Annotated in this window: 17 protein-coding genes; 7 read left to right on the top strand and 10 right to left on the bottom strand. The window is 62.2% G+C overall.

Annotated elements, in window-relative coordinates; genetic code table 11:
- Positions 1–62: 62 nt before the first annotated feature.
- The 9 genes from C5F44_RS09060 to C5F44_RS09020 form a co-directional block, all read right to left on the bottom strand.
- A complete protein-coding gene (locus tag C5F44_RS09060; protein WP_107673205.1) occupies positions 63–3,422 on the bottom strand; it encodes an ATP-dependent helicase in 3,360 nt (1,119 codons plus the stop codon).
- A gap of 2 nt (positions 3,423–3,424) precedes the next feature.
- Positions 3,425–4,042 (bottom strand): hypothetical protein, encoded by a 618-nt coding sequence (locus tag C5F44_RS09055; protein WP_107673204.1) that lies wholly within the window; start codon positions 4,040–4,042, stop codon positions 3,425–3,427.
- On the bottom strand, positions 4,039–4,692 hold the full coding sequence (locus C5F44_RS17825; RefSeq protein WP_146161922.1) for an RNA polymerase sigma factor: 654 nt from the start codon (positions 4,690–4,692) through the stop codon (positions 4,039–4,041). Before C5F44_RS17825 ends, C5F44_RS09055 begins: the two co-directional genes overlap by 4 nt.
- 344 nt (positions 4,693–5,036) lie before the next feature.
- A complete protein-coding gene (locus tag C5F44_RS09045) occupies positions 5,037–6,287 on the bottom strand; it encodes an AAA family ATPase (protein ID WP_107673202.1) in 1,251 nt (416 codons plus the stop codon).
- 184 nt (positions 6,288–6,471) lie between these two features.
- The gene (locus C5F44_RS09040) at positions 6,472–6,663 is read right to left on the bottom strand and encodes a hypothetical protein (RefSeq protein WP_107673201.1); all 192 of its coding nucleotides are present in this window, start codon (positions 6,661–6,663) and stop codon (positions 6,472–6,474) included.
- A gap of 33 nt (positions 6,664–6,696) precedes the next feature.
- Positions 6,697–10,074: an error-prone DNA polymerase gene (locus C5F44_RS09035; RefSeq protein ID WP_107673200.1), complete on the bottom strand. Its 3,378-nt coding sequence runs from the start codon at positions 10,072–10,074 to the stop codon at positions 6,697–6,699.
- Positions 10,071–11,555 (bottom strand): Y-family DNA polymerase, encoded by a 1,485-nt coding sequence (locus C5F44_RS09030; RefSeq protein WP_107673199.1) that lies wholly within the window; start codon positions 11,553–11,555, stop codon positions 10,071–10,073. Before C5F44_RS09030 ends, C5F44_RS09035 begins: the two co-directional genes overlap by 4 nt.
- The gene (locus C5F44_RS09025) at positions 11,482–12,084 is read right to left on the bottom strand and encodes an ImuA family protein (protein WP_235822584.1); all 603 of its coding nucleotides are present in this window, start codon (positions 12,082–12,084) and stop codon (positions 11,482–11,484) included. The genes C5F44_RS09030 and C5F44_RS09025 overlap by 74 nt, the downstream gene beginning before the upstream one ends.
- Positions 12,074–12,754, bottom strand: coding sequence for an SOS response-associated peptidase (locus C5F44_RS09020; RefSeq protein ID WP_107673198.1), 681 nt, complete (start codon positions 12,752–12,754; stop codon positions 12,074–12,076). Before C5F44_RS09020 ends, C5F44_RS09025 begins: the two co-directional genes overlap by 11 nt.
- A 389-nt stretch (positions 12,755–13,143) precedes the next feature.
- Here C5F44_RS09020 and C5F44_RS18320 point away from each other — a divergent pair, with 389 nt between their 5' ends.
- The 6 genes from C5F44_RS18320 (at position 13,144) to C5F44_RS08990 (ending at position 20,243) form a co-directional block, all read left to right on the top strand.
- Positions 13,144–13,389, top strand: a complete 246-nt coding sequence (locus tag C5F44_RS18320) for a helix-turn-helix domain-containing protein (RefSeq protein ID WP_107673197.1) — start codon at positions 13,144–13,146, stop codon at positions 13,387–13,389.
- A gap of 210 nt (positions 13,390–13,599) precedes the next feature.
- Entirely contained in the window at positions 13,600–14,295 is a 696-nt protein-coding gene (locus C5F44_RS09010; protein WP_107673196.1) for a hypothetical protein, read from the top strand.
- Positions 14,292–16,466: a DDE-type integrase/transposase/recombinase gene (locus C5F44_RS09005; RefSeq protein ID WP_107673195.1), complete on the top strand. Its 2,175-nt coding sequence runs from the start codon at positions 14,292–14,294 to the stop codon at positions 16,464–16,466. The genes C5F44_RS09010 and C5F44_RS09005 overlap by 4 nt, the downstream gene beginning before the upstream one ends.
- Complete coding sequence (locus tag C5F44_RS09000; RefSeq protein WP_181318232.1) at positions 16,463–17,449, top strand: TniB family NTP-binding protein; 987 nt, start codon at positions 16,463–16,465, stop codon at positions 17,447–17,449. Before C5F44_RS09005 ends, C5F44_RS09000 begins: the two co-directional genes overlap by 4 nt.
- The gene (locus tag C5F44_RS08995) at positions 17,446–19,233 is read left to right on the top strand and encodes a TniQ family protein (protein ID WP_107673193.1); all 1,788 of its coding nucleotides are present in this window, start codon (positions 17,446–17,448) and stop codon (positions 19,231–19,233) included. The genes C5F44_RS09000 and C5F44_RS08995 overlap by 4 nt, the downstream gene beginning before the upstream one ends.
- Before the next feature lie 230 nt (positions 19,234–19,463).
- Positions 19,464–20,243, top strand: a complete 780-nt coding sequence (locus C5F44_RS08990) for an OmpA family protein (RefSeq protein WP_107673192.1) — start codon at positions 19,464–19,466, stop codon at positions 20,241–20,243.
- A 51-nt stretch (positions 20,244–20,294) separates the two neighbouring features.
- Here the strand turns inward: C5F44_RS08990 and C5F44_RS08985 are convergent, their stop codons facing one another.
- A complete protein-coding gene (locus C5F44_RS08985) occupies positions 20,295–20,951 on the bottom strand; it encodes a peroxiredoxin (protein WP_107673191.1) in 657 nt (218 codons plus the stop codon).
- A gap of 238 nt (positions 20,952–21,189) precedes the next feature.
- Between C5F44_RS08985 and C5F44_RS08980 the strand changes: the two genes are divergently transcribed.
- Entirely contained in the window at positions 21,190–22,644 is a 1,455-nt protein-coding gene (locus tag C5F44_RS08980) for an aldehyde dehydrogenase family protein (RefSeq protein ID WP_107673190.1), read from the top strand.
- Positions 22,645–22,717 lie beyond the last annotated feature (73 nt).

Below are 22,717 nucleotides of genomic sequence, written 5' to 3'. Positions count from 1 at the left end.
GGATGGCGTCCTGTGAAAGGAGCGAAGTCAGTGAGGAAAAACCGGAAGCAGTGCTGGCGGGCTCACGCGCCGCAGATGAAATAGCACTGGCAGTTCGGACATTGCCGCGCTTCGGGGGTCGCCGGGAACTCACCGCGCTCAATGGCAGTAATAGCCTCGGCATATTCCCGCAGCAGTTTATCGTCCCTCATGGCCGCCATCGGAACGCATTCGTCCGTGGCTGGATAATAGGCTCCTACCGAGATGGAGCGACCTGGATAACGCTGAGCGGCGCCCTTTCGGATCAGCGCATAGACGCGGTTGTCCTGCTCGGACTTCGTCTTGCGGCCAGTACGGATTCGCTGAACGCGCACCCGACCATCCGGCGCGATGACGACCCGGTCCGGCGTGTAGGTGATCGTCCTGCCATCGACTTGCACCGACCACGGCTCCCGGTCATACGTCCCTGTTTCGGAGGCTATCAAACGGGCGATGGACACCACCATCGTCTCCGCCGCGGCGCGGTAGTAACCCTCGAACCCGTGACCGCCAGGGCCGTGCTCTGCCCATTGGCGGGCGAGTTCCTGTAATGCCTGGTCGGGGCTCGCGGTCTGGCCTCTTTCGGCTTGCTGTTCAAGCCAGCCCATCGTGCGGTGGACGCAGCGATGGAACCGCAAATAGGCGGACGAATCCCGTCCCCCGCGCAAACCATCCAGTACCTCATAGCGATAGCGCGCCGGGCACCTCAGATAGACCTCGAGTTCCCTCTCGTCATAACCGTCGCGCGGGGCAAGAGGCGACCAGACCAGCGCAGCTTTGAGCGCAGGCACCGGACCACTGAAACGCCTCACCTGAAGATGACGAGAGACGGTGTCGAGAAACTTCGACCCGCTGGCATTGACTTGGGTATAGCGCTCGGCCCGGGTCAGGCAAAGATGATCTCGCGCACGCGAGAGGCCTACAAAGAACAGGCATTCCTCTTCTGCGTCGTGGTCCTCTTTCTGCATAGTGAGCTTGCCGAGTGTCGCCGGCGGGGGACAGCGCACCCATTGACGATTGGTCGGCATGTAGCGGGTCGCAAGCGCCGGGAGATGCACCCCGCGGAACTCCAACCCTTTGCTCCCATGGATCGTCATCACCCGCACCGCGTCGAAATCCGCAGCTTCCGAGACGACAGCCCGATACCGGCTGTCCTGGCTTAGCGCTTCAATGCGGCGGATGCGTTCGAGCAAGGCTTTGCGGCCCGGGTCGCGCAGATCGGCGTGTCCTTCGACATCATGTTGCTCGCTGCACACCTTGAGTAGCTGATAGATCGCGATCAGCTTCTGCTGCGCCTGGGCGTCCGGAGCCTCCAGCAAGGGCCGAAGATAGTTACTGCGTTCGAACAGCCAGGTCGTGAGCAGCACCCATGGCGAGGTGGTTGGACCCATGCCGGCAAGATGCTCCGCCAGCTTCCGCAGACCCGCGCGGCCGGTCTCGCTCAGGCCCTCAATCTCGTCCAGTCGAGCAAGAGCTTCATAGACGGTATGGCCTTGGTCCTGAGACCAGCGAATGACCACAAGTGCATCGTCCTTGGACGCCGCATACTGTGGCAGTTGTGCGACACGGACCAACCCAATGCCACCGAACTCGGCGTCGATGGCGACGAGGGAGAGTAGATCTCGGACATCGTCCCTTTCGAACAGGTCCCCAAGATAAAGGAGAGGAACGCCGAGCTGCTCCAGCACATCGGTGATGCGCGAAAGCGTGAGGTGGCTGCGCGCGAGGATCGCCTGATCTCGGTAGGCAATACCGCTCGCACGAAGGGCTTCGATCTGATCGCGGATGGCAGCAGCCTCTTCCGCGACCGTGCCTGCCACGGTGAGCGACACCTCGCCAAGCTCACCGCGGAACGCACCCCAGTTCGCCGCCGCGCCGGGGGCGGCCGCCATGTGGCGCGAGAACTCTGAGAACGCGCGCACCACCGGCCCGCCTGAGCGGTAGTTGCTGGCAAGCGATACCTTCGAACCGTTGAAATCCGTCTGGAATCGCTCGACGTTGGCCGGCGACGCTCCACGGAATCGGTAGATTGACTGACGCTGATCGCCGACCACCCACACGTCCTGGCAGCCGCCGGCCAGCAACTGCAATAGCCGTGCGCTCGCAAAGTTCACATCTTGATATTCGTCAACTAGGATGTGTTGGAAGCGCTGCTGGAACTCCACGCGGATGTCTTCGTGTTCCGCCATCAACTGCGCGGGCATCATGACGAGATCGCCGAAATCAACGGCGTCCGCCTCACGCAGTGCATCCTGATAGATTTTATAGATTTCGCCGATTTCGACCGCTTTCTCGGCAGCCTCGACTTCGTCAGGTGTCGCATTGGCAAGCGCGGCCCCCGCCTCGGCCAGATAGTTCTCCGGCGAGATCAGCTCATCTTTGCAGCGCGAGATTGCTTGGAGGACGTAGACCAGCTCGTAGGCGGGCTCGAACAGGTTCTGATAGTAGCGCAGCGGAAGGCGCGAGAGGTTCGCCTCGAGAAGCGCGAGCTGGGCAGTCTGATCGAGAATTTTGACGTCGGCCGTGCGTCCGAGACGGCCAGGCCATTTGGTGACCATCTCCAGACCGAAGCCGTGGAATGTCCCGACCCACATCTCGATAGCCGCGTCACGATGGGAGTCGGAAAGCCGCTCACGCATCTCTTCGGCAGCCTTTTTCGAAAAGGTGAGTGCCAGGATCGAACCTGAAAGGGCGCCCTGGGCGAGGACATGCCCGATCCGGTGCACGAGCGTGCGGGTTTTGCCCGTCCCCGGCCCCGCATCAACGAGCAGAGGTCCACCATCCCAGGTCGCAGCCTGCTTCTGGCTTTCATCAAGCTCGATCAGAACGGCCGGGCCACGCTCGCCCGGTTCGCGAAGGGGCGGCAGCAACAGGGCGCGAATGGCCTGGTTGAGGACGAGACCGTAGGGAAGGCCCAGCTCCTCGGCGACTTCCGAAGGGCGACGCGCCTTGTCCACAATTTCGGTGCGCAGCCAGTCGGCAGGGCACAGGAATTCGCCGGCAAAGATATCCGCCTGCATCTCCTTGCGCTCGCGCGGCGAGTAGCCCTCTACCACACCCGCGCCGCTGTCGATCGGGTCCCCGCCAAGCTGCGCTTGGACGTTTCGTACCTCGTTGCTCGGATCGTGATGGAGTTCCGAGTGACCGATCTCGTGAGCGATCACGACCACCTCGTCCTTCGGGTCCTGGCCACTGACAACGTACACGAGCCCATCCGCACGTTCGAAAGACCCGTGCACGCCAACTCCGAACACTTCACCGGGCTTGCAATAACGCAATTCCAGATCGGCATCTTTCAGGACGGCATCGACGAGAGCACGACTGCGGCGGTCACCCTGGGCGACACTCAACGCTTTTAAATGGCAAGCGCGTGCCTTCAGCCGAATGTCGCGCCAGGCGTCCATGGTTAGTCCTCCTCAAGCCAGTAGGACTTGCGCTCCGGAGACATGCTGCTTCGCCGGATGCTCTCCTCATAGCTGCACTGCACGATCGTGGGCTGCTGCGACGCCTTGGCGTGGCCCATGGAAGGATGGGACTGCGCATAGGCAAGCGCACGGTCGAACTGCACACGGGTCGCCTTAAGCTGGTCAAGCAACGCCTTTACCAATCGCGGCCCAATAGGGGGCGACATCCGCCCACGAAAAAGGTCTGACAGGACATCGCGGCCGATGTCGATGGCGCGGCCGAGCTGCCGTGTATCCAATCCCGCACCGGACAGCAGTTGGTCGAACGTCGTCTCCGGCGCAGCTTGAATGTTGTTCTGTTCGATCGCCTGAGCATTGTAGATGGCGTTGAGTGCACGGCTGCGGGCACGGTTCATCATCAGTTCGTCGAACACTTCCTCCTCCGCTTCTTCGTTAGCAGCCCAATCACGCATGACCCCGGCATGCGCGCGGATGTCGTCAGCGAACTCAGGGTAACGCTGCGTCCAGTTTATGATCTGATTTAGCGTCGGGATGGCGCATTCCCGGTGGAATGCGAACAAGACCTCGTCCCGCCTCGTGGCTTTGGTTTGGTCCGTCATGACTTAGCTCCAAGAATGGTTCTGATCTCTTCCTCTGTCTCCTTGACCCAGGTCTCAGCGGTCTTCGCGCTCACGCCAAGCGCCGAAGCGATAGACTCGACCTTAGTGGAGTTGCGTGGCACGCCTTCCATATGAAGACGGAAGGCGAGAACCTTCCGCGGATCGGAGATCCGCTTCAGCACGCTCTCGACGTGAGAGCGCTCCTCGTCATCCGTCCCCAGGGCCCTATGTCCATTCGGGCGCTGCTCTTCGTCCTCGGAATAGACGTACCGTTCCGAATGCAGTTGCTCACGGCGGATAGCGTCGGCGGCGCGGAGTTTGATTCGGGCAACAAACGCTGTCCGCATCCCAATGCCGTCTGCTGAGGTCGGCTTGAGGACCGCCTCGATCAGTTGGTGATGGACCTCTTCGATCATGTCCCACCCCTCGTTGCGATGGTTCTTGCCGATGTGCTTGCGCAGGATGCGCATCATGCGTTCGGCTATTTCATTCATGAGGGGATTGATAACGCGTGGATCGCCAAACGCACCAACTTGCTGAGCCGCAGCAACTAATTGGCGGCCCTGAATCTTTCCAAGCGACTGGTTCTTTATGACCTGCCGCCAGGCCGCAATATCGTCGGGATCAGGTCCCTCTTCCAGTTTGTCCATAGTCCTTCCCCAAGAGTCCTGGCGACGCGGTTCAGAGGTGAAGCGAAGCCAGATCGAAAAAACCGGAAGCGCTCCGCAAGATATATCTATCGTTAGTAGTCCGACCGAAATTAACATTGAAAAATCAGAGAGCGAAGGGGGCTCTATGAAGCTGGCTGTTCGTACGGCATGCGGAGAATCTGTTGTTTCGATCGTCTGTACGGCCGCGCAAACCCGCAATCATAGGAAAGCTCGTCTGCCATGAAGATCCCCATGTCGACGTTGCTACGTGTTCGGCTCGACTGCATCGACGCCCCAAATGGTGAGAATGGCGTCGGTAACTGAATGGCAGCTTACCGCCCTTATCATCCTCGCGGGGTCACCATGCAAACCGGCTGTAGTCCTTCGGCGCGGGCGGCCAGGGCGGGATCGTCGCGGTTGGCAAGCAGCCAGCCCTGAACTGCAGCCGGGCTGAGCCTTGCAGCGCCGAGCGTGCGCTCGAAACTTTCTGCCAGCGACATCTCCCCGGGAAAGAACCGTTCGTAAAGCCTGCGGGCAGCGAGGGCCGAGATCCGGGGCAGTTCGACATGCACATCCGCACGGCCGGGCCGGATCAGGGCCGGGTCCAGGCGTTCGATATGATTGGTCGTCATCACCAGGGCCCGGCCCTCCTGTGCCCCGACGCCATCAATGGCGTTCAGCAGGCCGGAAAAGCTGATGCCGCCGCGCGGATCACCGGCCTCGCGCTGGCTGAAGACCGCATCGACATCCTCGATCGCGATCAGGCAGCGCTTCGGTGCCGACATCATGGCCTCGCGCAGTGCGTCGTCGGTCAAGGATGCGCGGCCGATGTCCAGCGTGGCAATGTCGAGCTCCAGCTCCGAGGCCAGTGCCCGGATCAGGCTGGACTTTCCGGTGCCGGGCGGGCCATGGAACAGATAGCCCCGGCGCCACGGCACTCCGCGCTGGCCATACCAATCAGCCGCCCGGTAGAACCACCCCATGTCCTCGAGCACGCGGATGGCGCGATCATCTTCGGTCACCACGCTGTCGATCGCCCGACGCGGCACCTCGCCAATCTCTTCCCAATAGTCGCCGCGCAGGCAGTGCAGGACCGGGCCTTTGCGATCACGTAGTTCCGCGAGGCGGCGGCCTTCGCTGATCCATCCGCTCAGCATGGAGACGGTGCCAAACAATGCGCCGATCTCGAGCACCTCCATCGGGCGTTGGCTGCTCGCATTGATGACGCCTGCCTTGTCGCTGATCGAACGCTGAAGGCGGCACAGGTGGCCCTCGTGCCAGAACCAGTGTTTGCCAGGGGCGGGCGCGTAGCCTCCGCCCCCCGTTTCGTCCCAGTGGGCATCTGTCAGCCGCAACTGCCGGACATGGGCCAAGGCACCGCTCGCCTCCAGCCAGAGCGAAAGATGACGATAGGCGGGGGAACGGTTGTCGAGTGTGATCTGTGTCCAGAAGCGGCGACCCATGAGGCGGATGGCTGCACGGCCGGCGGCCCCGGCCGCAGCCATGGCAAGACCCAGACTCCCGAGCGCAAGACCTCCGGCGAATACATCGCTTTGTGATGCGTTGGCGATCCAGGATTGAAGGGTGGCAATCATGCTGCGTCCCTCCCGAGAGCGCGGGAGGGCGCGATGGTGTTATGCGCGATGCGGACGGCCCCCGCCGCACCTGCAGCCGGGAAACCCTCCAGGACGGGATAGTCCATGGACTTGCCTCGATAGAATTTGGAGAGGCCGATCCTGGATCAGCCCTTTGGTCTGCTGCCGCGCCGGAGGATCCGGTTCAGGCGGTGTGCCCGCGAAGGGCGCTGCGAATGACGATCATGAAGGCCCTCCTTTTGTTCGGGGTTGCAGAATGAGGCATTGCGCCGGGAGCGTTCGGATAGGGGACATCGACGATTCGCGCAAAGGGGGGCGTATCGGAGAGCCGGAGCCTGTTGCGGAATTGTTGCGCCTCGGCCTCGGTCTTGGCCATGTCTTGCGGCTTCGATGCGATGGCATGTCCCCCTCAATGGAAATCCCGGCTTGGGAACAGCTTTCTGGCCTGTTCGCGGGGGTGGCGGGCGGTTGGGCGCATGCTGGCGCCGACGGGGCGCTTTGCCTCATCGGCGCGGCCATCGTTGACGGAAATCACCACCGGACGGCCGAGGGTGGCCAGGAGGTGTGACAGATCCTCCACCCTCTCGGCGATCAGGTGGGTCACGGGGCCGTCACGTTCGATGCGGCCGGAGACGCGGATCAGACGGCCGCCGATCACCGCCTTGCGGAAGGTCTCGTAGACGCACTTCCAGACCACGATATTTGCGGTGCCGGTTTCGTCTTCCAGTGTCAGGAAGATCACCCCCGAGGCGGTGCCGGGGCGCTGGCGGGTGATGACGAGCCCGGTGACGCAGACACGGCCCTTCGCGGTGCCCAGCCGGTCGTGCGGCAGGCTTTCGGGCAGACGGGGGCGCAAAAGCTCCAGTGGATGGGCACGCAGCGACAGGCGCAGGGAGAGGTAATCCTCAATCACCTCCTGCCCGAGCGTCATCGGTGGCAGGGCGACGGCGGGTTCCGCGCCGCCCTCCCCATCCGGCCCGAAGAGCGGCAAGGGTGCGGGGGCCTTCAATGCCTTGGCGGCCCAGAGCGCGTCGCGGCGGGTCAGGCCAAGGGGGGCGAAGGCATCGGCTTCGGCCAGCCGCTCCAGCGTGTCGGGGGCCACCCCCGCCCGCCGCCACAGGCTTTCGACATCGGGATAGCCATTGCCACGGGCGGCAACGATCCAGTCGGCATCCTCCGCGCGCAGCCCCTTGATCTGGCGAAACCCCAGGCGCAGGGCCAGGGCCCCGTCGGGGCGGGGTTCCAGCGTGCAATCCCACGCGGAATGGTTAACCGAGACCGGGCGCACTTCCACGCCATGGTCGCGGGCATCGCGCACCAGTTGGGCGGGGGCGTAAAAGCCCATCGGCTGGGCGTTCAGCAGGGCGCAGGTGAAGATTGCCGGATGATGGCACTTGAGCCAGGCCGAGATATAGACCAGCCGGGCGAAGCTGGCGGCATGGCTTTCGGGAAAGCCGTAGCTGCCGAAGCCCTCGATCTGGGCAAAGCAGCGGCCCGCGAAATCGGCATCATAGCCGCGCGCCAGCATGCCCGACACGAAGCGGTCGCGGAACGATCCGATGGTGCCCATGCGCTTGAAGGTGGCCAGAGACCGGCGCAGGCGGTCGGCTTCGGCGGGGGTGAAGCCTGCGGCGACCACGGCAATCTGCATCGCCTGTTCTTGATAGAGCGGCACGCCATAGGTGCGGCCCAGCACCTCCATCATCGCCGGGCCAAGGTCTTCGACCTTCTCCTTGCCCTGACGACGGTTGATGAACGGATGGACCATGCCGCCCTGGATCGGGCCGGGGCGGACGATGGCCACTTCGCAGACGAGGTCATAGAAGGTGCGTGGCCGCATCCGGGGCAGGAAGTTCAACTGCGCCCGGCTTTCCACCTGAAACACCCCGATCGCATCGGCCCGGCAGAGCATGTCGTAAACGCCGGGATCTTCGGGCGGAACGCTGGCAAGGGTCAGGCGCTGCCCCCGATGGTCGGCCAGAAGGTCGAACGCCTTGCGGATGCAGGTCAGCATGCCCAGGGCCAGGATATCCACCTTGAGAAGGCCAAGGGCGTCGATGTCGTCCTTGTCCCATTCGATGATGGTGCGGTCCTCCATCGCGGCATTCTCGATCGGGCACAGCTCGTCCAGCCGCCCCTGGGTAATGACGAAGCCGCCGACATGCTGGCTGAGGTGGCGCGGAAAGCCGATGATCTCGCCGATCAGGCCGGTGGCCAGCCGCACACGGGCATCACGGGGGTCAAGGCCCGCATCGCGCAGCCTGTCCTCGCCAGGGGCGGCCGAGGACCAGCCCCAGATCTGCCCGGAGAGCCGGGCAATCACGTCCTGGCTGAGGCCCATGACCTTGCCCACTTCGCGGATGGCGGCGCGGGAGCGGAAATGGATCACCGTGGCGGTCAGCCCGGCACGATGGCGGCCGTAGCGGTCATAGATCCACTGGATCACCTCTTCGCGGCGTTCGTGTTCGAAATCCACGTCGATGTCGGGTGGCTCGCCGCGCTCCTTCGAGATGAAGCGCTCGAAGATCAGGGTGATGCTCTCGGGCGGCACCTCGGTGATGCCGAGCAGGTAGCAGACCACCGAATTGGCGGCCGATCCGCGGCCCTGACAGAGGATGCCCTTCGACCGGGCGAACTGCACGATGTCATGCACGGTCAGGAAATAGGGCGCGTAACTCACCTCGCGGATCAGGGTCAGCTCCGTCTCGACGCGGTGCACGATCCTGGGCGGCGGCCCCGAGGGATAGCGCCAGGTGAGCCCGGCACGGGCCAGCCGTTCCAGCCGTTCCTGCGCAGGTTCGCCGTCTTGCGCCTCGTCGGGATATTGATAGCGCAGGTCGTCCAGCCGGAAGGCGCAGCGGTCGGCTATCTCCACTGTGCGACGCAGGGCGGCGGGATGACGGTGGAACAGTCGCGCCATCTCGGCGCCCGACTTCAGGCGCCGCTCGCCATTCGGCAGCCGCCGCGTGCCGATGGTGTCGATGGTGCAGCCGGTGCGCAGGCAGGTCAGCACATCGGCAAGCGGGCGACGGGCGGCACGGTGCATCAGCACATCCCCCACGGCCAGCATTGGCAGGTTGACGGTCTGGGCAAGGGTTGCCAGCCGGTCCAGCCGCGGCTGATCGCGCCCGTCATAGCGCGGGGCGGCGCCCAGAAAGCACTGCCCGGGAAAGGCGCGGGCGAGTTGACGAAGATCGGCGCGGCTGGCCGTGGGGTTCGCCTCATCAAGTGGATCGGGCGGCAGCGCAATCAGGATCATGCCTGCCCCCCATTCCAGAAGGTCAGCCCGGTGCAGATGACATTCCCCCTTGGGTGCCCGGCGCTTGCCCAGTGACAGGAGCCGGGTCAGCCGCGACCAGGCGGCAAGATCGGTGGGCAGGGCAATCCAGTTGACCGCGGAATCGGTCAGAACCAGCCGTGCCCCCGCAATCAGCCTGGGCAAGGGCGTGCCTGATCGCGCCGGGGCCGGGCCTTCGCCGGTGAAATGCGGCACGGTCTGGCGGCTGGAGGGATCGGTCACCTTCTGCGACCGGATCGTGGTTCCTGGCGGTGCGCTGGTCTGACCGGTCTCGGCCTCGGCGCGCAGCCGGGTCAGTTCCTTCAATGCTGAAAACGCCCGCACCACGCCTGCCACCGAATTGCGGTCGGTGATGGCGATGGCGGTCAGGCCCAGTTCGGCGGCCCGCGTCACCAGTTCCTCGGGGTGCGAGGCCCCGGTCAGGAAGGTGAAGTTCGAGGTGACGCAGAGTTCGGCATAGGCCGTGTCAGCCGTGTCAGGGGCAGTCATGCGAACTCTCCCTGCACATACCAGTTGCGGCCAGCGCCCGGTGCCTGTGGCGTTGCAAACAGCCACAGTCTTGGCCCTTCGCGGGTCTCGATCCGCCAGTAGTCGCGCAGGCCAGAGCGCCAGGCCGGGTCGTCGAACCACCATTCCGGGGCGATCCGTTCCGGGCCGGTGGCGCGCAAGGTGGTGAAGCGCATCCGTCTCCAGCGGAAGCTGGCGGGCGGGGTGCCGGCCGTGACGGTTGCGGGTTCGGGCGGGAACAGCGTGATCGGGCGGGCAGGCCCGGCGCGTGACGGTCCGGGTTCCGCGTCGGCATAGGCGGCAGGCACGAGCAGGTAGCTGCGTTCGGGGATCAGGCTGTCGGCAGGTAAAAGCCGCTGGACGCGATCGAAGCCGATCCGGTTGCCAAGCGAGGACAGCAGATCGGCCAGAGCATCATCCTGGCGCAAGGCGGGACTGCCGCCGATCTGTTCCGGGGCCAGGGGTTCGGTCAGAGGGGCGCTCAGTCGCAGGGCGTCAATGCCGAAGCCGGCGTCGATCTCTTCCACGCCTCGGGCGAAGAGGGCTACCATCCGGGTCGGATCGCGCATCGGCCGGGCCAGCCCGATCTCGACCTGCGCCGCGCCGCTGTCCACCCGTCGCAGCTCCAGCCGCAGCCGGCGTGCGCCCCTTTGATGCAGGGCGAGGCTGGCGCAGAGCCGGTCAAGCAGCCGCGTCAGCCCTGCCATCACATCCGATTGCAGACCGATCGGTTCCGGCAGCGTCATCCTGACCCCAAAATGCGGGGCCTCGGCTTCTGCGGCCACCGGTTCGGATTGCACCCCCAGCGCCTGGTCAAGCCGCATCACCAGCCCCGGCCCGAACCGCCGTGCCAATGGCGCCCGCGGCAGCCCGATCAGATCGGCGATCCGCGACAGGCCCACCCGGGCCAGCGCCTCGGCCGTGTCAGGGTCAATCCGCAGCGCACTGACCGGCAGCGATCCGATTCCGTCTGCGATCCGGCCTTCGGCCAGGATGCCGCCGCCATGACGGGCCAGCGCATGGGCCGCGCCACGGGTTCCGGCAATGGCGCTGGCGGCAGTCAGGCCCGCACGTTCCAGTCGGGCATGCAGGTCGTCGCGCAAGGCGGCCTCGCCTCCGTAAAGATGCGGCACGCCGGAGATGTCGGCCATCAGCCCATCCACCCCGTCTCTTGCCACCATCGGTGCGTAGCGGCTGGCCCAGCGGCGCAAGGTGCCGAGAGCGGCCGCTTCGCGGGCCAGATCGGCGGGACGTGTCGCCAGATCGGGACAGATCGCCCGGGCATCGGCCAGCGCCATCCCGCGGGAAAGCCCCATCGCAGAAGCGGCCGGGTTGAGGCAATGCAGGTGATCGGCATTGCCCGACCGGTGGGTCAGGGCGAAAGGCCCGTCAACGGGCCGGCTCCGCAGGCTGATGTCGCTCGCCAGCCGCGGCAACCAGATCGAAAGCAGCCGACGCGCCATCCCAGTTCAAGACCCAGCTTCCGGTAGTTCCCTTTTTGTTCTTGTTAAGACTCCAACGATGCGGAGTCGAGTCCGCTGCCATCGCGGGAAGGGGCTCACACCTCCAGCGGGTCTCGGTGGCATTGCTGCCCGCATCGCGGCGGATAAGCAGCAGGCCGGTGGTGCGCCCGGCTTCGGCCGCCAGTTGCAGCCGGCGACCTGCGGTCAGCGACACCGGCTTCTCCGGCTCGGCAATGACAAGGCTGACAGGCGCGGAGCGCAGCGCCTCTTCCACGCACCACAAGAGATCGGTCTCGCCTTCGGGGCGCAGCAGATGCAGACGTTCGCCCACGCCTTCTGGCAGGCCGCGCAGCATTGGCCGTTCGGGAATGTGCGCAGGCAGGATCCAGACCAGCGGTCCCTTGTGCCGCGCCGCCTGGAACAGAGCAAAGGCGCGCCGGCCATGCCCTTCCGCCTCATGCACCCGCGCAGGGGCAAGGCTGAACGGCATATCCGCCTGGTTCGAATGCCGCAGCCGGTCATGCAACATCCTCGCGCGCCCCCTCCAACACGATCTCCAGCTCGCCATCCGGCAGGGGGCGCTGCAAAAGCAGGGCCTCCTCGACGGGCGCGGTCAGCCAGCGACGCCAGTCCTCGGGCCGGGTCAGGATCACCGGCATGGCCTTGGGGTGAACGGCCGCTACCTCGCGGTTGGGCGGGCAGGTCAGGAAGGCGAAGAGATCGGCCGTCACCTCGCCCTCCTTCAGCTTGCGCACCGAGGTCCATTCGGTGCGCAGACCGGCAAAGAAGCCCAGTGGCCGGTCAGGGCCAAGGGCGAACCAGATCGGATGATTGCGCGGAGCTCCAGGCCTGCTGTCGATCTCGGAAAAGCTGGTGAAGGGCACAAGGCAGCGATGTTCGACCCCCAGCCAGCGCCGCCAATGCGGCGAGGCGGTGTTGCGGATATTGGTCACGCCGGGATCCGTGCGCTTGCCTGCAAGAAACACCGGCGGCGTTGGCATGCCCCAGCGCGCCCGGCTGAACTGCCAGCCACCGCCCGCACGGCGCCGCAGGATCGGGGCGGGATAATCCGGGAAGATTCCCGGCATCGGCGGCAGGTTCCCTGCCAGATCCTCGACAACCTCACCCTCCGCGACCGCGTCATCAAACACACGCCGCATCGCATCCTGCGCCTTGGTCTGGGAGTAGAGGTTGCACATCGCTGTAACAGGACTCGCCGAATGGGTCGGATGGCCCGGAACATTGCCAGAACAAAGGGCTGCTGGGAAGGGGGGCGCCTTAGGCTAACGCGATGCCCAATTAGTTTTCAAACATGTCTCTACTGGCATTAGCCTCTCTACGGCGCGGTGAGGTTGGACGATCTGAAATAATGCCTAGATTGATCTTCTATTAAGGTATTGAGATGGAAGAAAGAAATTCTCATCAGAACAAAATTGGTTCACAGCAAAAGTTCAATACGATTGGCATTGGACAATGCCGCTTTGGTGTGGTTCTTTTTGCTGCAATATTAGTCAAAATATATTGACAGACTGATTCGTAAGAGCCTAGGCTTGCTGCATCTTGTGCGAACCAGCAAGGCTTGACCCAAATGTTCTTCTCTCCACTGCAGTCGAGCCACAGCCGGCGAGAGTCAATCAAATATGCGCTTCGCCTTCGAAGTGTAACGCTGAATGATGTTGCAAGAGAGCTGGGCGTTTCGAATGCAACTGTATCTGTTGTTATTTTGGGCCGCCGCCGCTCTCGCAGGATAGCTACACACGTAGCCAATTTGCTTGGTTCAAATTTGAATGAGCTTTGGCCCAACATGTACCCGGAGCCTGAGGTGCAAGAATGACCTGATACTACTATAAAATCAATAAATGGGTGACTGCTCGGCACAGCCAGGAAAAGAAAGCGGGACTAGAAGCTTCCAACAACTAGCCCCGCCATGGATCTCAGAAAGACCCTCTCGTCCTCTCTGAATCCCTCTTTTCCCAAGAAAAGTCAAGCCTCCGCAGGCGGTCTGCGGAGGGTGGCCAGACATTGTGATTGAAGGAGTTCCGAGATGCAGAACGCACTCGAGGCAAACGTCTTTGTTCCTCCGCTGAACACCACGACGACCCGCCGGATCAGCAAGCGATCACGGACCAGTGTCAGAAGTTTTCTGACTATTCAGGTGCCTGCGGACGGCGGGCGCGCGCGACGCGTTGAGTTGGAAAGCAAAGGGGAGGCAGACTGCCTGTTTCTGACTTTGGCCTCAGGAAACGTTTTCGATGTCCGTGAGCAGGCAGGGCCGGTCACCTATCAGTCATGGGACGGCGCCTGGCACAGCCACACGTTCGATCTTCTGTTCACGTTGATTGACGGCACCAAGATCGCGAAGGCGGTAAAGCCTTTTGAGCGGGTTATCGCAACTAGCTTCGACCGCGAACTCGCTCTGATTGCTCGGGCGGCAGTTCCATCTTTCTGTGACAAGGTGGTACTTTTTACTGATCGCGACTATGCGCCGGCCGCTGCGAAAGATGCGCGACGTCTCTACTATGCCAGTTTACAGTCCGACCCTGAAGCGGACGCTGTCCTCGCGCACCTGTGTACCAATCTCTACGGACGCGTCCAAATCCGTGCTCTGGCCGCGCAAGCGGCGGATGTCGGCGGGCGCCTGTTTGGTGCGATTCTGAGGGCGATTTACTCCGGCCAGCTCCGGCACTTGTCAATTGGGCAAGTATCGCCATTGTCCTTTGTAGGGCGGTCAGCGACATGACCCTTTCATACAAATTCAGCGCGAAGGACCGGTTCACGATTGGCTCCAAATCCTACCGGTTCATCAAGTTCGACGCGGCCACACACGACTACTATTTCACCGCTGAGGATCCTGACGGCTTCGTCGAAATCATCCCCGGCGAAAAACTATCTGAGCTCATGGCGTCGCCGGCGTGGCAGCACGATCCGGGGTACTTCGATCTCGATAATAGGCGTGGTGGGCGGACCTCTGAGATCAGGCTCGCACTCACCCCCACCCGACAACGCCATCGGACCGTCTTCAGTCACTATGTGGCCGGCTTACTTCACCTCGAAATCCAAAACAGAACAGCGACTCTGTCGGATGCATCGCTGACCGCATTCCGCTGCCGTCTTCAAAGGCAGTTTGCCGAGAATCCGACAGATCTTCGCCGAAAGCTTGGGCGCCTTCGCGCAGGCGACATTTATTCTGTGCCGAAAGTGCCCGGAATCAGCACGTTGCGCAAACACTACAGAATTTACATGAAATTTCAAGGAGATGTGCTCGCCCACAAACCGAAGCAGCCGCGTGTGCTGAAAATGCGCCGGGCTGCATGCTCCGAAGGGCTTGCCGTCACTCAAGACCTGATCCGCAAGGCTCTGACACCAGAAACGCGCGGTAAGGCGGCCCCGGCAAACGCGGTAGTATCTGCGATGCGGGCGTTAAATAAACAACGCGGAGCTGAGCGGTTGCCGAGCTTCTACGTCTATTCGGAGCGGCAGATCCAAAGAATGATCGCCAATTTGCCCCCCTTCGAGGTGGCCTGTGCGCAGCTCGGGATCGACAAGGCTCGACATCAATTCAGCTCTTACCTGAGCGGCTTGGCACCCGTCTGCTTGCTCGAACGGGTCGAAATTGACGATTGGGAGGTCGATCTGATCACCTGGTTCCGGATGCTAGGACTCACTGAGCTCCTTCCAATCGAAACGCTTGAGAAGTTGCCCATCGGGCGACGATGGATTTGTGTTGCTCTCGACGTTGCCTCGCGCTGCGTTCTGGGCTTGCGGATCGCTGCGGCTCCATCAGCGGAAGAGTTCCGGAAGCTCCTGGAAATGGTCATCTCAGACAAGACTGATCTTGCGCAGGCCTGTGGTGCTAAAGGAGCATGGGCCCAGTACGGACGACCAATGTCGATCGCCGCCGACACCGGCGCGAGTTTCATTGCTACGGCGACCACCGAGCGCGTGACCGACCTCAACTGCTGCATAGAACATGCCCCAGTGAAATGCGCCGAGTTGAGGGGCACCGATGAGAGATTCTTTGGCACTATCGGGAGGACTTTGATGCACCGCTTGCCAGGACACACGCAGTCCGGCCCCGAGAACCGGGGCGATTATGATGCGGGTGCGAATGCCTGTCTCGACGATGACGACCTGATCCGGATTCTGGTCTGCTACATCGTTGATGAGTATCATCGAAGTCCACATCGTGGCCTCGGCGGGCAAATGCCTGTCTCAAAGTGGAACGACTTGGAAAAAGAGGCTGGCTTTCTTCAGCCCCCAGTGGATCGCATGACGCGCTGCGCCGCGCTTGGCATTGATATCAATGCAAAACTCGGCAAGCAGGGCGTCCTTGTGTTCGGCAACCATTACAGTTGCGACGAACTGAGACAACGCTATGCCGAAGGTCGGAACCGCGATCTCAGGGTGCGGGTCGACACCGCTAATCTTGGATTGGTGGCCGTTGCAATCGACGAAAAGTGGGTGGCAGCCCGCCCGCATACGCGCGATATGGAGTGCATTTCTCTGTCGGAATGGGAGGAGCAGTGCGTTGCGCTGCGAACCCGGTTCAAGAATGAGGCCGATCTGTCGGCTGAATACCGAAGCCATGCAGTCAAAACGATCCGAGACGTCACCACGACCGCACGGGCGCGGCTGCGCCGCCAGCAGGCTACACCCTTTGGTCATTCGACTTCCTACGTGCAACACCTTCAGAATACGCTATTTTCGGGCTTTCGGTTCCGCGAGGAGGTCAAACCCACATTCGGACCGGCGCCAGACGGCCTGGGGCAGGAGATATTGCCTGCCCCCGACCCAGCACTGCCAGTTGCAGTAACAGACTTGTCAAGAGCTCCCGACGTCGATGACGAGAATCAATGGGACGATTGGCAGGAACAGCCAGAAGAAGAGTGGCGTCTGGAGGAAGAGAAATGACCGCAGCACAAGCTCGCGTCGCAGAGGCGGTGCGCGTCACCACCGCGCTAAAGGGCCACTTCTTCCCGACACCAACCTTCCGCGAGGTCCAGCGCGAGTTCGACCTTCTGTTGGCCGAACGCCGAGCCAACATTGAGGCCAGGCGTCAGAGGGAAACCCGCGGATTGCTGCTGGTCGGCGCGTCCGGGGCGGGCAAGACCACCCTTGTCGAGGCGGTCCTCCGCCAGCACACCACTGACCTAAGGATGCTCTCCAAAGAGCAGGAACAAGCTGATGTCATCAGCATGAAGGTCCCATCTCCGGCTACGCCGAAGGGGGTGGGGTTGGCAATGCTAGAGGCACTCGGCTATCACCTGCGGCGTGACCGATCGGCGCATATCATTTGGCAACTGATTAAATCGCAGTTTGCCGCTCGCCAAGTATTGTTCCTGCATCTCGACGAGGCGCAGGATTTCGGTCAACACAACAACCGAAGCGATCAATATGCGGTGATCAGCACTTTGAAATCCCTAATGCAATCGCCGGAATGGCCGGTTGGGCTAATCTTGAGCGGCATGCCCCGGTTGCTTGATTTGGTGAACATGGACACGCAACTGGCTCGAAGATTGAAGCCCGTCGAAGTCCACCCTCTGAAGGCCAGTGTTGATGGTCGCATGATCGTCAGTGCGCTCCGGCAATATGCAGTAGCGGCGCAGGTCGCCGTCGAAGATAGTTTGTACACACCCCGATTCGTGACGCGGCTGGTACATGCTTCGGATTACTGTTTTGGTATCCTCGCAGAATTGATCTGCGAAGCGATTGGCCAGATGCTCATGGCCGGAGAAGGCGAGCTTTCCGAAAAATCCTTTGTGGCCTGTTACGCACGGCGATCCGGCTGCCCGGAGGGGCTGAACCCGTTCATAGCGGAAAACTTTCGAGCGATTAATGTCCGTGAGCTTTTGCAACCTGCCCCAGGGCTAGGTGACATTCGGAGGCGGGCATGAGGCTTGGCCTGACCTTATCCATGCTGCCGCAGGAGACTCTGCCATCCTTTGTTTCGCACGTTGCCCAGAAGAACGGCTCGCGTTACGTGCAGGACTTTGTCCAAGATATGGGTTTATCCTGGAGCAGCATCTTGCAGCTGGAATTGGAAGCAGTCCAAGATTTGGCTGATTTAACCGGGGTCGATCCCGAGGAGCTGACTTCGCACAGCTATAAACCCCTCGGCTCGGGTTTCTTCGGCTTGATGGGCAACAGGCTTCCTGTTTCCTTCCTCGATCGTTCGAGGCTGAAGTTCTGCCCTGCCTGCTGTGAAGATGACATCGGCCATCAGGGCAGAACTTGGGGGCGCCCCTTATGGCAACTCGATTCGGTGAATTGCTGTCCGATGCACGGCTTGCTTCTTCATAGGCTTGCGATACCGTGCTATCCACGTAGCCCACATGACTTTGCAGGTCGGATGGCCGAATATGGTGGTATTGCAGCACTCCGCCGCGAACTGGGGTCACAGCCCTCGCAGTTTGCTCGCTATCTATCTGAAAGAATTTACGAAAATGCGCATGATATTCGCTGTGCGTGGCTGGATGATCTCTCAATCGATGTAGCCGCGCGGCTGTGTGAAAACGTTGGTGTTTTGCTGCTCAAGGGGCCATCTGTGCGATCAAACACACTGGATTCAATGACTTTGGCAGAAGCTTGTGGCGTCGGCTTTTCTGTCTGTGTCAAAGGGCGGGACGAGCTTCGGAATGCGTACGAATCTGTACGGTGTCGCTCGCAAAGTCGAAATGGTGGATTTTATACCGACTTTGGATTCTTTACCCGCTGGCTACAACGCCTAACTTACCCAGATCGCTACAGGACGGTGCTGGATCACTTTCAGAACTTTGTTCTTGCAAGCTACCCCATCGCGCCAGGACAAATGGTGCTCGGTCGGATGTGTGCCGAGCGGCGATGGTACAGTTGGAACGAACTTGGCAACGAATATGGTCTGACCCCAGGTCGGATCTCAAGGTTTCAACGTGCAATCGTAGTAGCTGATGACGAGCATCGGCGAGTTGCAAAGGGTTCTTACACGAAGGAACTTGAGGTCCTTGCGTCCGGCCTCGATCGAGTCGAAGCAAGCCGGAAGTTTGGAGTTCATGTCTCTCTTATCGACAGACTGGTTGACGCAGACCTGCTGCAATATTCGCTGTCATTGCCAGGCCTTGGCAAACTCTTTCGACGTGAAGATCTCGACGCGTTCTGGAACAGTGTCACTTTTCGTGCTCCCCTTGCAGATAACGTGCCAGCCGGAGCATTTGCCTTGCAACACATAGGTCGTAGGGCAAAAGTCCAGAGTGTTGAACTGCTTCACGCTTTGGCAAAAGGGACGTTCAAGAAAGCGTTTAGGCTTAGGGGCGCGAAAGGGTTTCGTGCGATTCATCTGGATCTGAACGAAGTGTTGGATGTTTTCGCAAGCCGGCCCGTCGAGGGCTTGAGTCGAAAGCAGGTTCGTAAGGCGTTGCACATAAACTGCCAGACCATCAGCGTAATCTTCCGTAAAAAAATGATCGAAAGCACCCGCGTTCGATCGCCGCGATCACGAAAGTGGATGTCAATCGTCGCGCCGGAACAACTTGATTGGTTCCTATCGCGTTATCTCCCGCTCGGATTGATGGCTTACGACATCGGGACACAAGCTAGGCATGTCTCCTCCAGGCTAGAGAGGGCTGGCATCCAACCGATCCCCCTTCCGCCGCAATGCAGCAAAATCTATCTGCGGGAGGAAGTTTCCCCCGTCATCGCGTGATCTGGTAAGCACCTCCGCCCTCCCCCGCCGGTCATTCGGCGGGGTTATCTTTTGTCATCTGAGATGCCGGCAGCAGCTCAGGCTGACGCGCAGACATCAGGGTTGAGATAGATTCGCATGTCGTTTGAGATAATCTCAGCGTCGTTTGCGATACTTACCCGTGTCGCCTGACATTCACCGCCCTTGACCTGATCACCGGCCCGCTGAAGGGCCGCGCGAAGGGCGACACTGTGGCAATCGAAGGCACACTGCAACGCAGGCTTTATGTTGGCCCCGAAGGGACCAGTGCGTTTGACCTGTTCAGCAACTACCGCAACGCGCTTGTGCAGGGCGGCTTCGACATCCTGTTCGAATGCGTCGAGCGCGCCTGTGGCAGCCCGAACGCCCTGCTTGGCAAGACGGTGATCTATGGTCCCGACCGAAAGCTGAAGAACCTGAAGGCGCAGTCAGAGTTCGCGCTGTATATCGCGGGAGAAGAGCATTATCTGGCGGCCCGTTCCGCCGATGGCACCCGTCATATCGCCGTCTATGTCGCTCAGAACCAGGAGAGTTCGATCTCGGGTCAGGCCGCAGGCCGCGCGGCGGTGCATATCGACCTGATCACCTCAGCCGCACTGGCCGAAAAGATGATCGACGCTGCGGCGATGGCAAAGGGCATCACGGACGAAGGGCACGTCGCGCTGGACAATGTATACTTCGATTTCGGCACGGCCACCCTGACGCCCGAAGCCAAGCCTGCCATTGCCGAAATGGTCAAGCTTCTGACCGAAAACCCGGGCCTGAAGGTCTATATCGTCGGCCACACCGACTGGGTCGGTGATCCCGCAACCAATCAGGCCTTGTCCGAACAGCGTGCGCAGGCGGTGGTCGCGGCGCTGGTTCAGGCCGGGATCGCCGGGGAAAGGCTGGGCGCGGCCGGGATGGGGCTTTACGCACCCCGCGCCAGCAACACAACCGAGGCAGGGCGCAGCCTTAACCGCCGGGTCGAGTTGGTCGAGCGCGCGGACTGACCAAAGCCCGCGCCAGAGGCCCGCGCCAGTCCAAGGCGCGGGCCGCCCGGTTCAGACCGGGCGCTTGGCGAAGCGCAGATAGGGCAGCTTGATGTCCAGCTCGCCATATTTCGCCCGCGCCTCGTCCGTCGGCACCGACAGGGCGACAATCACGTCCTGCCCCGGCACCCAGTTCGCGGGCGTGGCAAAGGGTACGCCATCGGTGGCCTGCACAGCATCCAGCGCGCGCAGGATCTCGGCAAAGTTGCGGCCCACGCTCATCGGATAGGTCATGGTCAGCCGCACCTTCTTGTCCGGCCCCACGATATAGACCGTGCGCACCGTCGCGGTGTTCGCCGGGGTGCGGCCTTCGGTCGGCAGGTAGTATTCCGCCGGCAGCATGTCATAGGCCTTGGCCACGGTCAGGCTGGTGTCGTCGATGATCGGAAACTCGGCCGGGGCGCCGCCAAAGGCCTCGATGTCGCGCTTCCACTTCTCGTGGTCGGCCACGCTGTCCACCGAAACGCCGATCACCTTGGTGTTGCGCTTGGCGAATTCGCCCGCAAGCTGTGCCACGGCGCCGAACTCGGTCGTGCAGACCGGGGTGAAATCGCGCGGGTGGCTGAAGATGATGGCATAGCTGCCGCCCAGCCAGTCATGGAACCGGATCGTCCCGGCGGTCGATTCGGCGGTGAAGTCGGGGGCGATGTCATTGATGCGAACGGACATGATGTTCCTCGGTCAGATTCCGGCCTTTCAGATAGACCATTCGGAACGCGGTTTCACCCCCCCCGCCGGAGTTGCCGGGAAAAGAGAACACTGTTCCGCCCAAACCCGCCAAGGCATCACGCCCGTTCCCGCAACCCCCCGGCCAATCCCGACGCGGCGGCGTCGGTCCCCGGCTTGCGAAAGCGGGGCTGACACGCCATGTTTGATCAAATCCCCTTCCCGCCCCCTCGAGGATGCCATGCTTACCAAGCGCGATTTCTATATCAACGGCCGCTGGGTCGCCCCGGCCAAGCCCCGCGACTGTCAGGTCATCAACCCCTCGACCGAGGAACCCTGCGCCGTCATCAGCCTGGGCGATCAGGCCGATACCGATGCCGCCGTCGCCGCCGCCAAGGCCGCCTTCCCGGCCTGGGCCGCCACGCCGCCCGCCGAACGCGCCCGCCTCGTGCGCGGCATCCTGGTGCAATACGAAAAGCGCCTGCAGGAATTTGCCGAAGCCATCAGCATGGAAATGGGCGCGCCCATCGACTTTGCCCTGTCCGATCAGGCGCCCTGCCTGCCCTGGCACACCGGCAACTTCCTCAAGGCGTTCGAGCATATCGAATGGATTCGCCCGCTTGACCCCAGCCTTCCGCGCGACCGGCCGCAACCGGCCGTGGCGCTGGAACCGATCGGCGTTGTCGGGCTGATCACGCCCTGGAACTGGCCGGTGAACCAGATCGCGCTCAAGGCCATTCCGGCCATGCTGGCCGGCTGTACCTGCGTGCTGAAACCGTCCGAGGAAAGCCCGCTGAACGCGATGCTCTTCGCGGAATTCTGCCATGATGCCGGCATCCCGCCGGGCGTGTTCAACCTGGTCAACGGTGATGGGCCGGGCGTCGGCACCCAGCTTTCCACCCACCCCGATGTCGAGATGATCTCCTTCACCGGCTCCACCCGCGCCGGCCGCGCCATCTCGAAGGCCGCCGCCGACACGCTCAAGCGCGTCACGCTGGAACTGGGCGGCAAGGGGGCGAACCTGCTGTTCGCCGATGCCGATGACAAGGCCGTGGAACGCAGCGTGCGCCGGATGATGGAAAACACCGGCCAAAGCTGCAACGCGCCCTCGCGCCTGCTGGTGGAACGGTCGGTCTATGACCAGACGGTCGCGAAGGCCGCCGAAGTGGCCAACAGCATCAAGGTCGGCCCCGCGCATGAACGCGGCCCCCATATCGGCCCGGTGGTGAACAAGCGCCAGTGGGACCAGATCCAGGGCTATATCGAAAAGGGCATCGAGGAAGGCGCCCGTCTGGTGGCCGGCGGCCCCGGCCTGCCCGATGGCTTCAACCGTGGCTTCTATGTCAAGCCCACGATCTTTGCCGATGTGAAGCCCGGCATGACCATCGAGCGGGAAGAGATCTTCGGCCCGGTCCTGTCGATCATCCCCTTCGAGACCGAGTCCGAGGCCGTGCAGATCGCCAATGACACGCCCTATGGCCTGACCAACTATGTGCAGTCCGGCGATCCCGCCCGCACCAACCGGCTGGCCCGCCAGTTGCGCTCGGGCATGGTGGAAACCAACGGCAAGTCCCGGGGCGCCGGCAGCTTCTTCGGCGGGGTCAAGCAATCGGGCCGGGCCCGCGAAGGCGGCATCTGGGGGCTTGAGGAATTCCTCGAACCCAAGGGGATCTCGGGCTACGATTTCACCCTGTAAGGCGGCTGCGCTGACGTATGGCTGTCTGCCATACGTCAGTCATACGCAGGGCAGACGTGCCGCAGACGCAAGT

Source organism: Fuscovulum blasticum DSM 2131 (assembly GCF_003034965.1).
Taxonomy (GTDB): Bacteria; Pseudomonadota; Alphaproteobacteria; order Rhodobacterales; family Rhodobacteraceae; genus Pseudogemmobacter; species Pseudogemmobacter blasticus.
The sequence above is the reverse complement of the archived record's forward strand: the minus strand, read 5'-3'. Positions and strand labels throughout refer to the sequence as shown.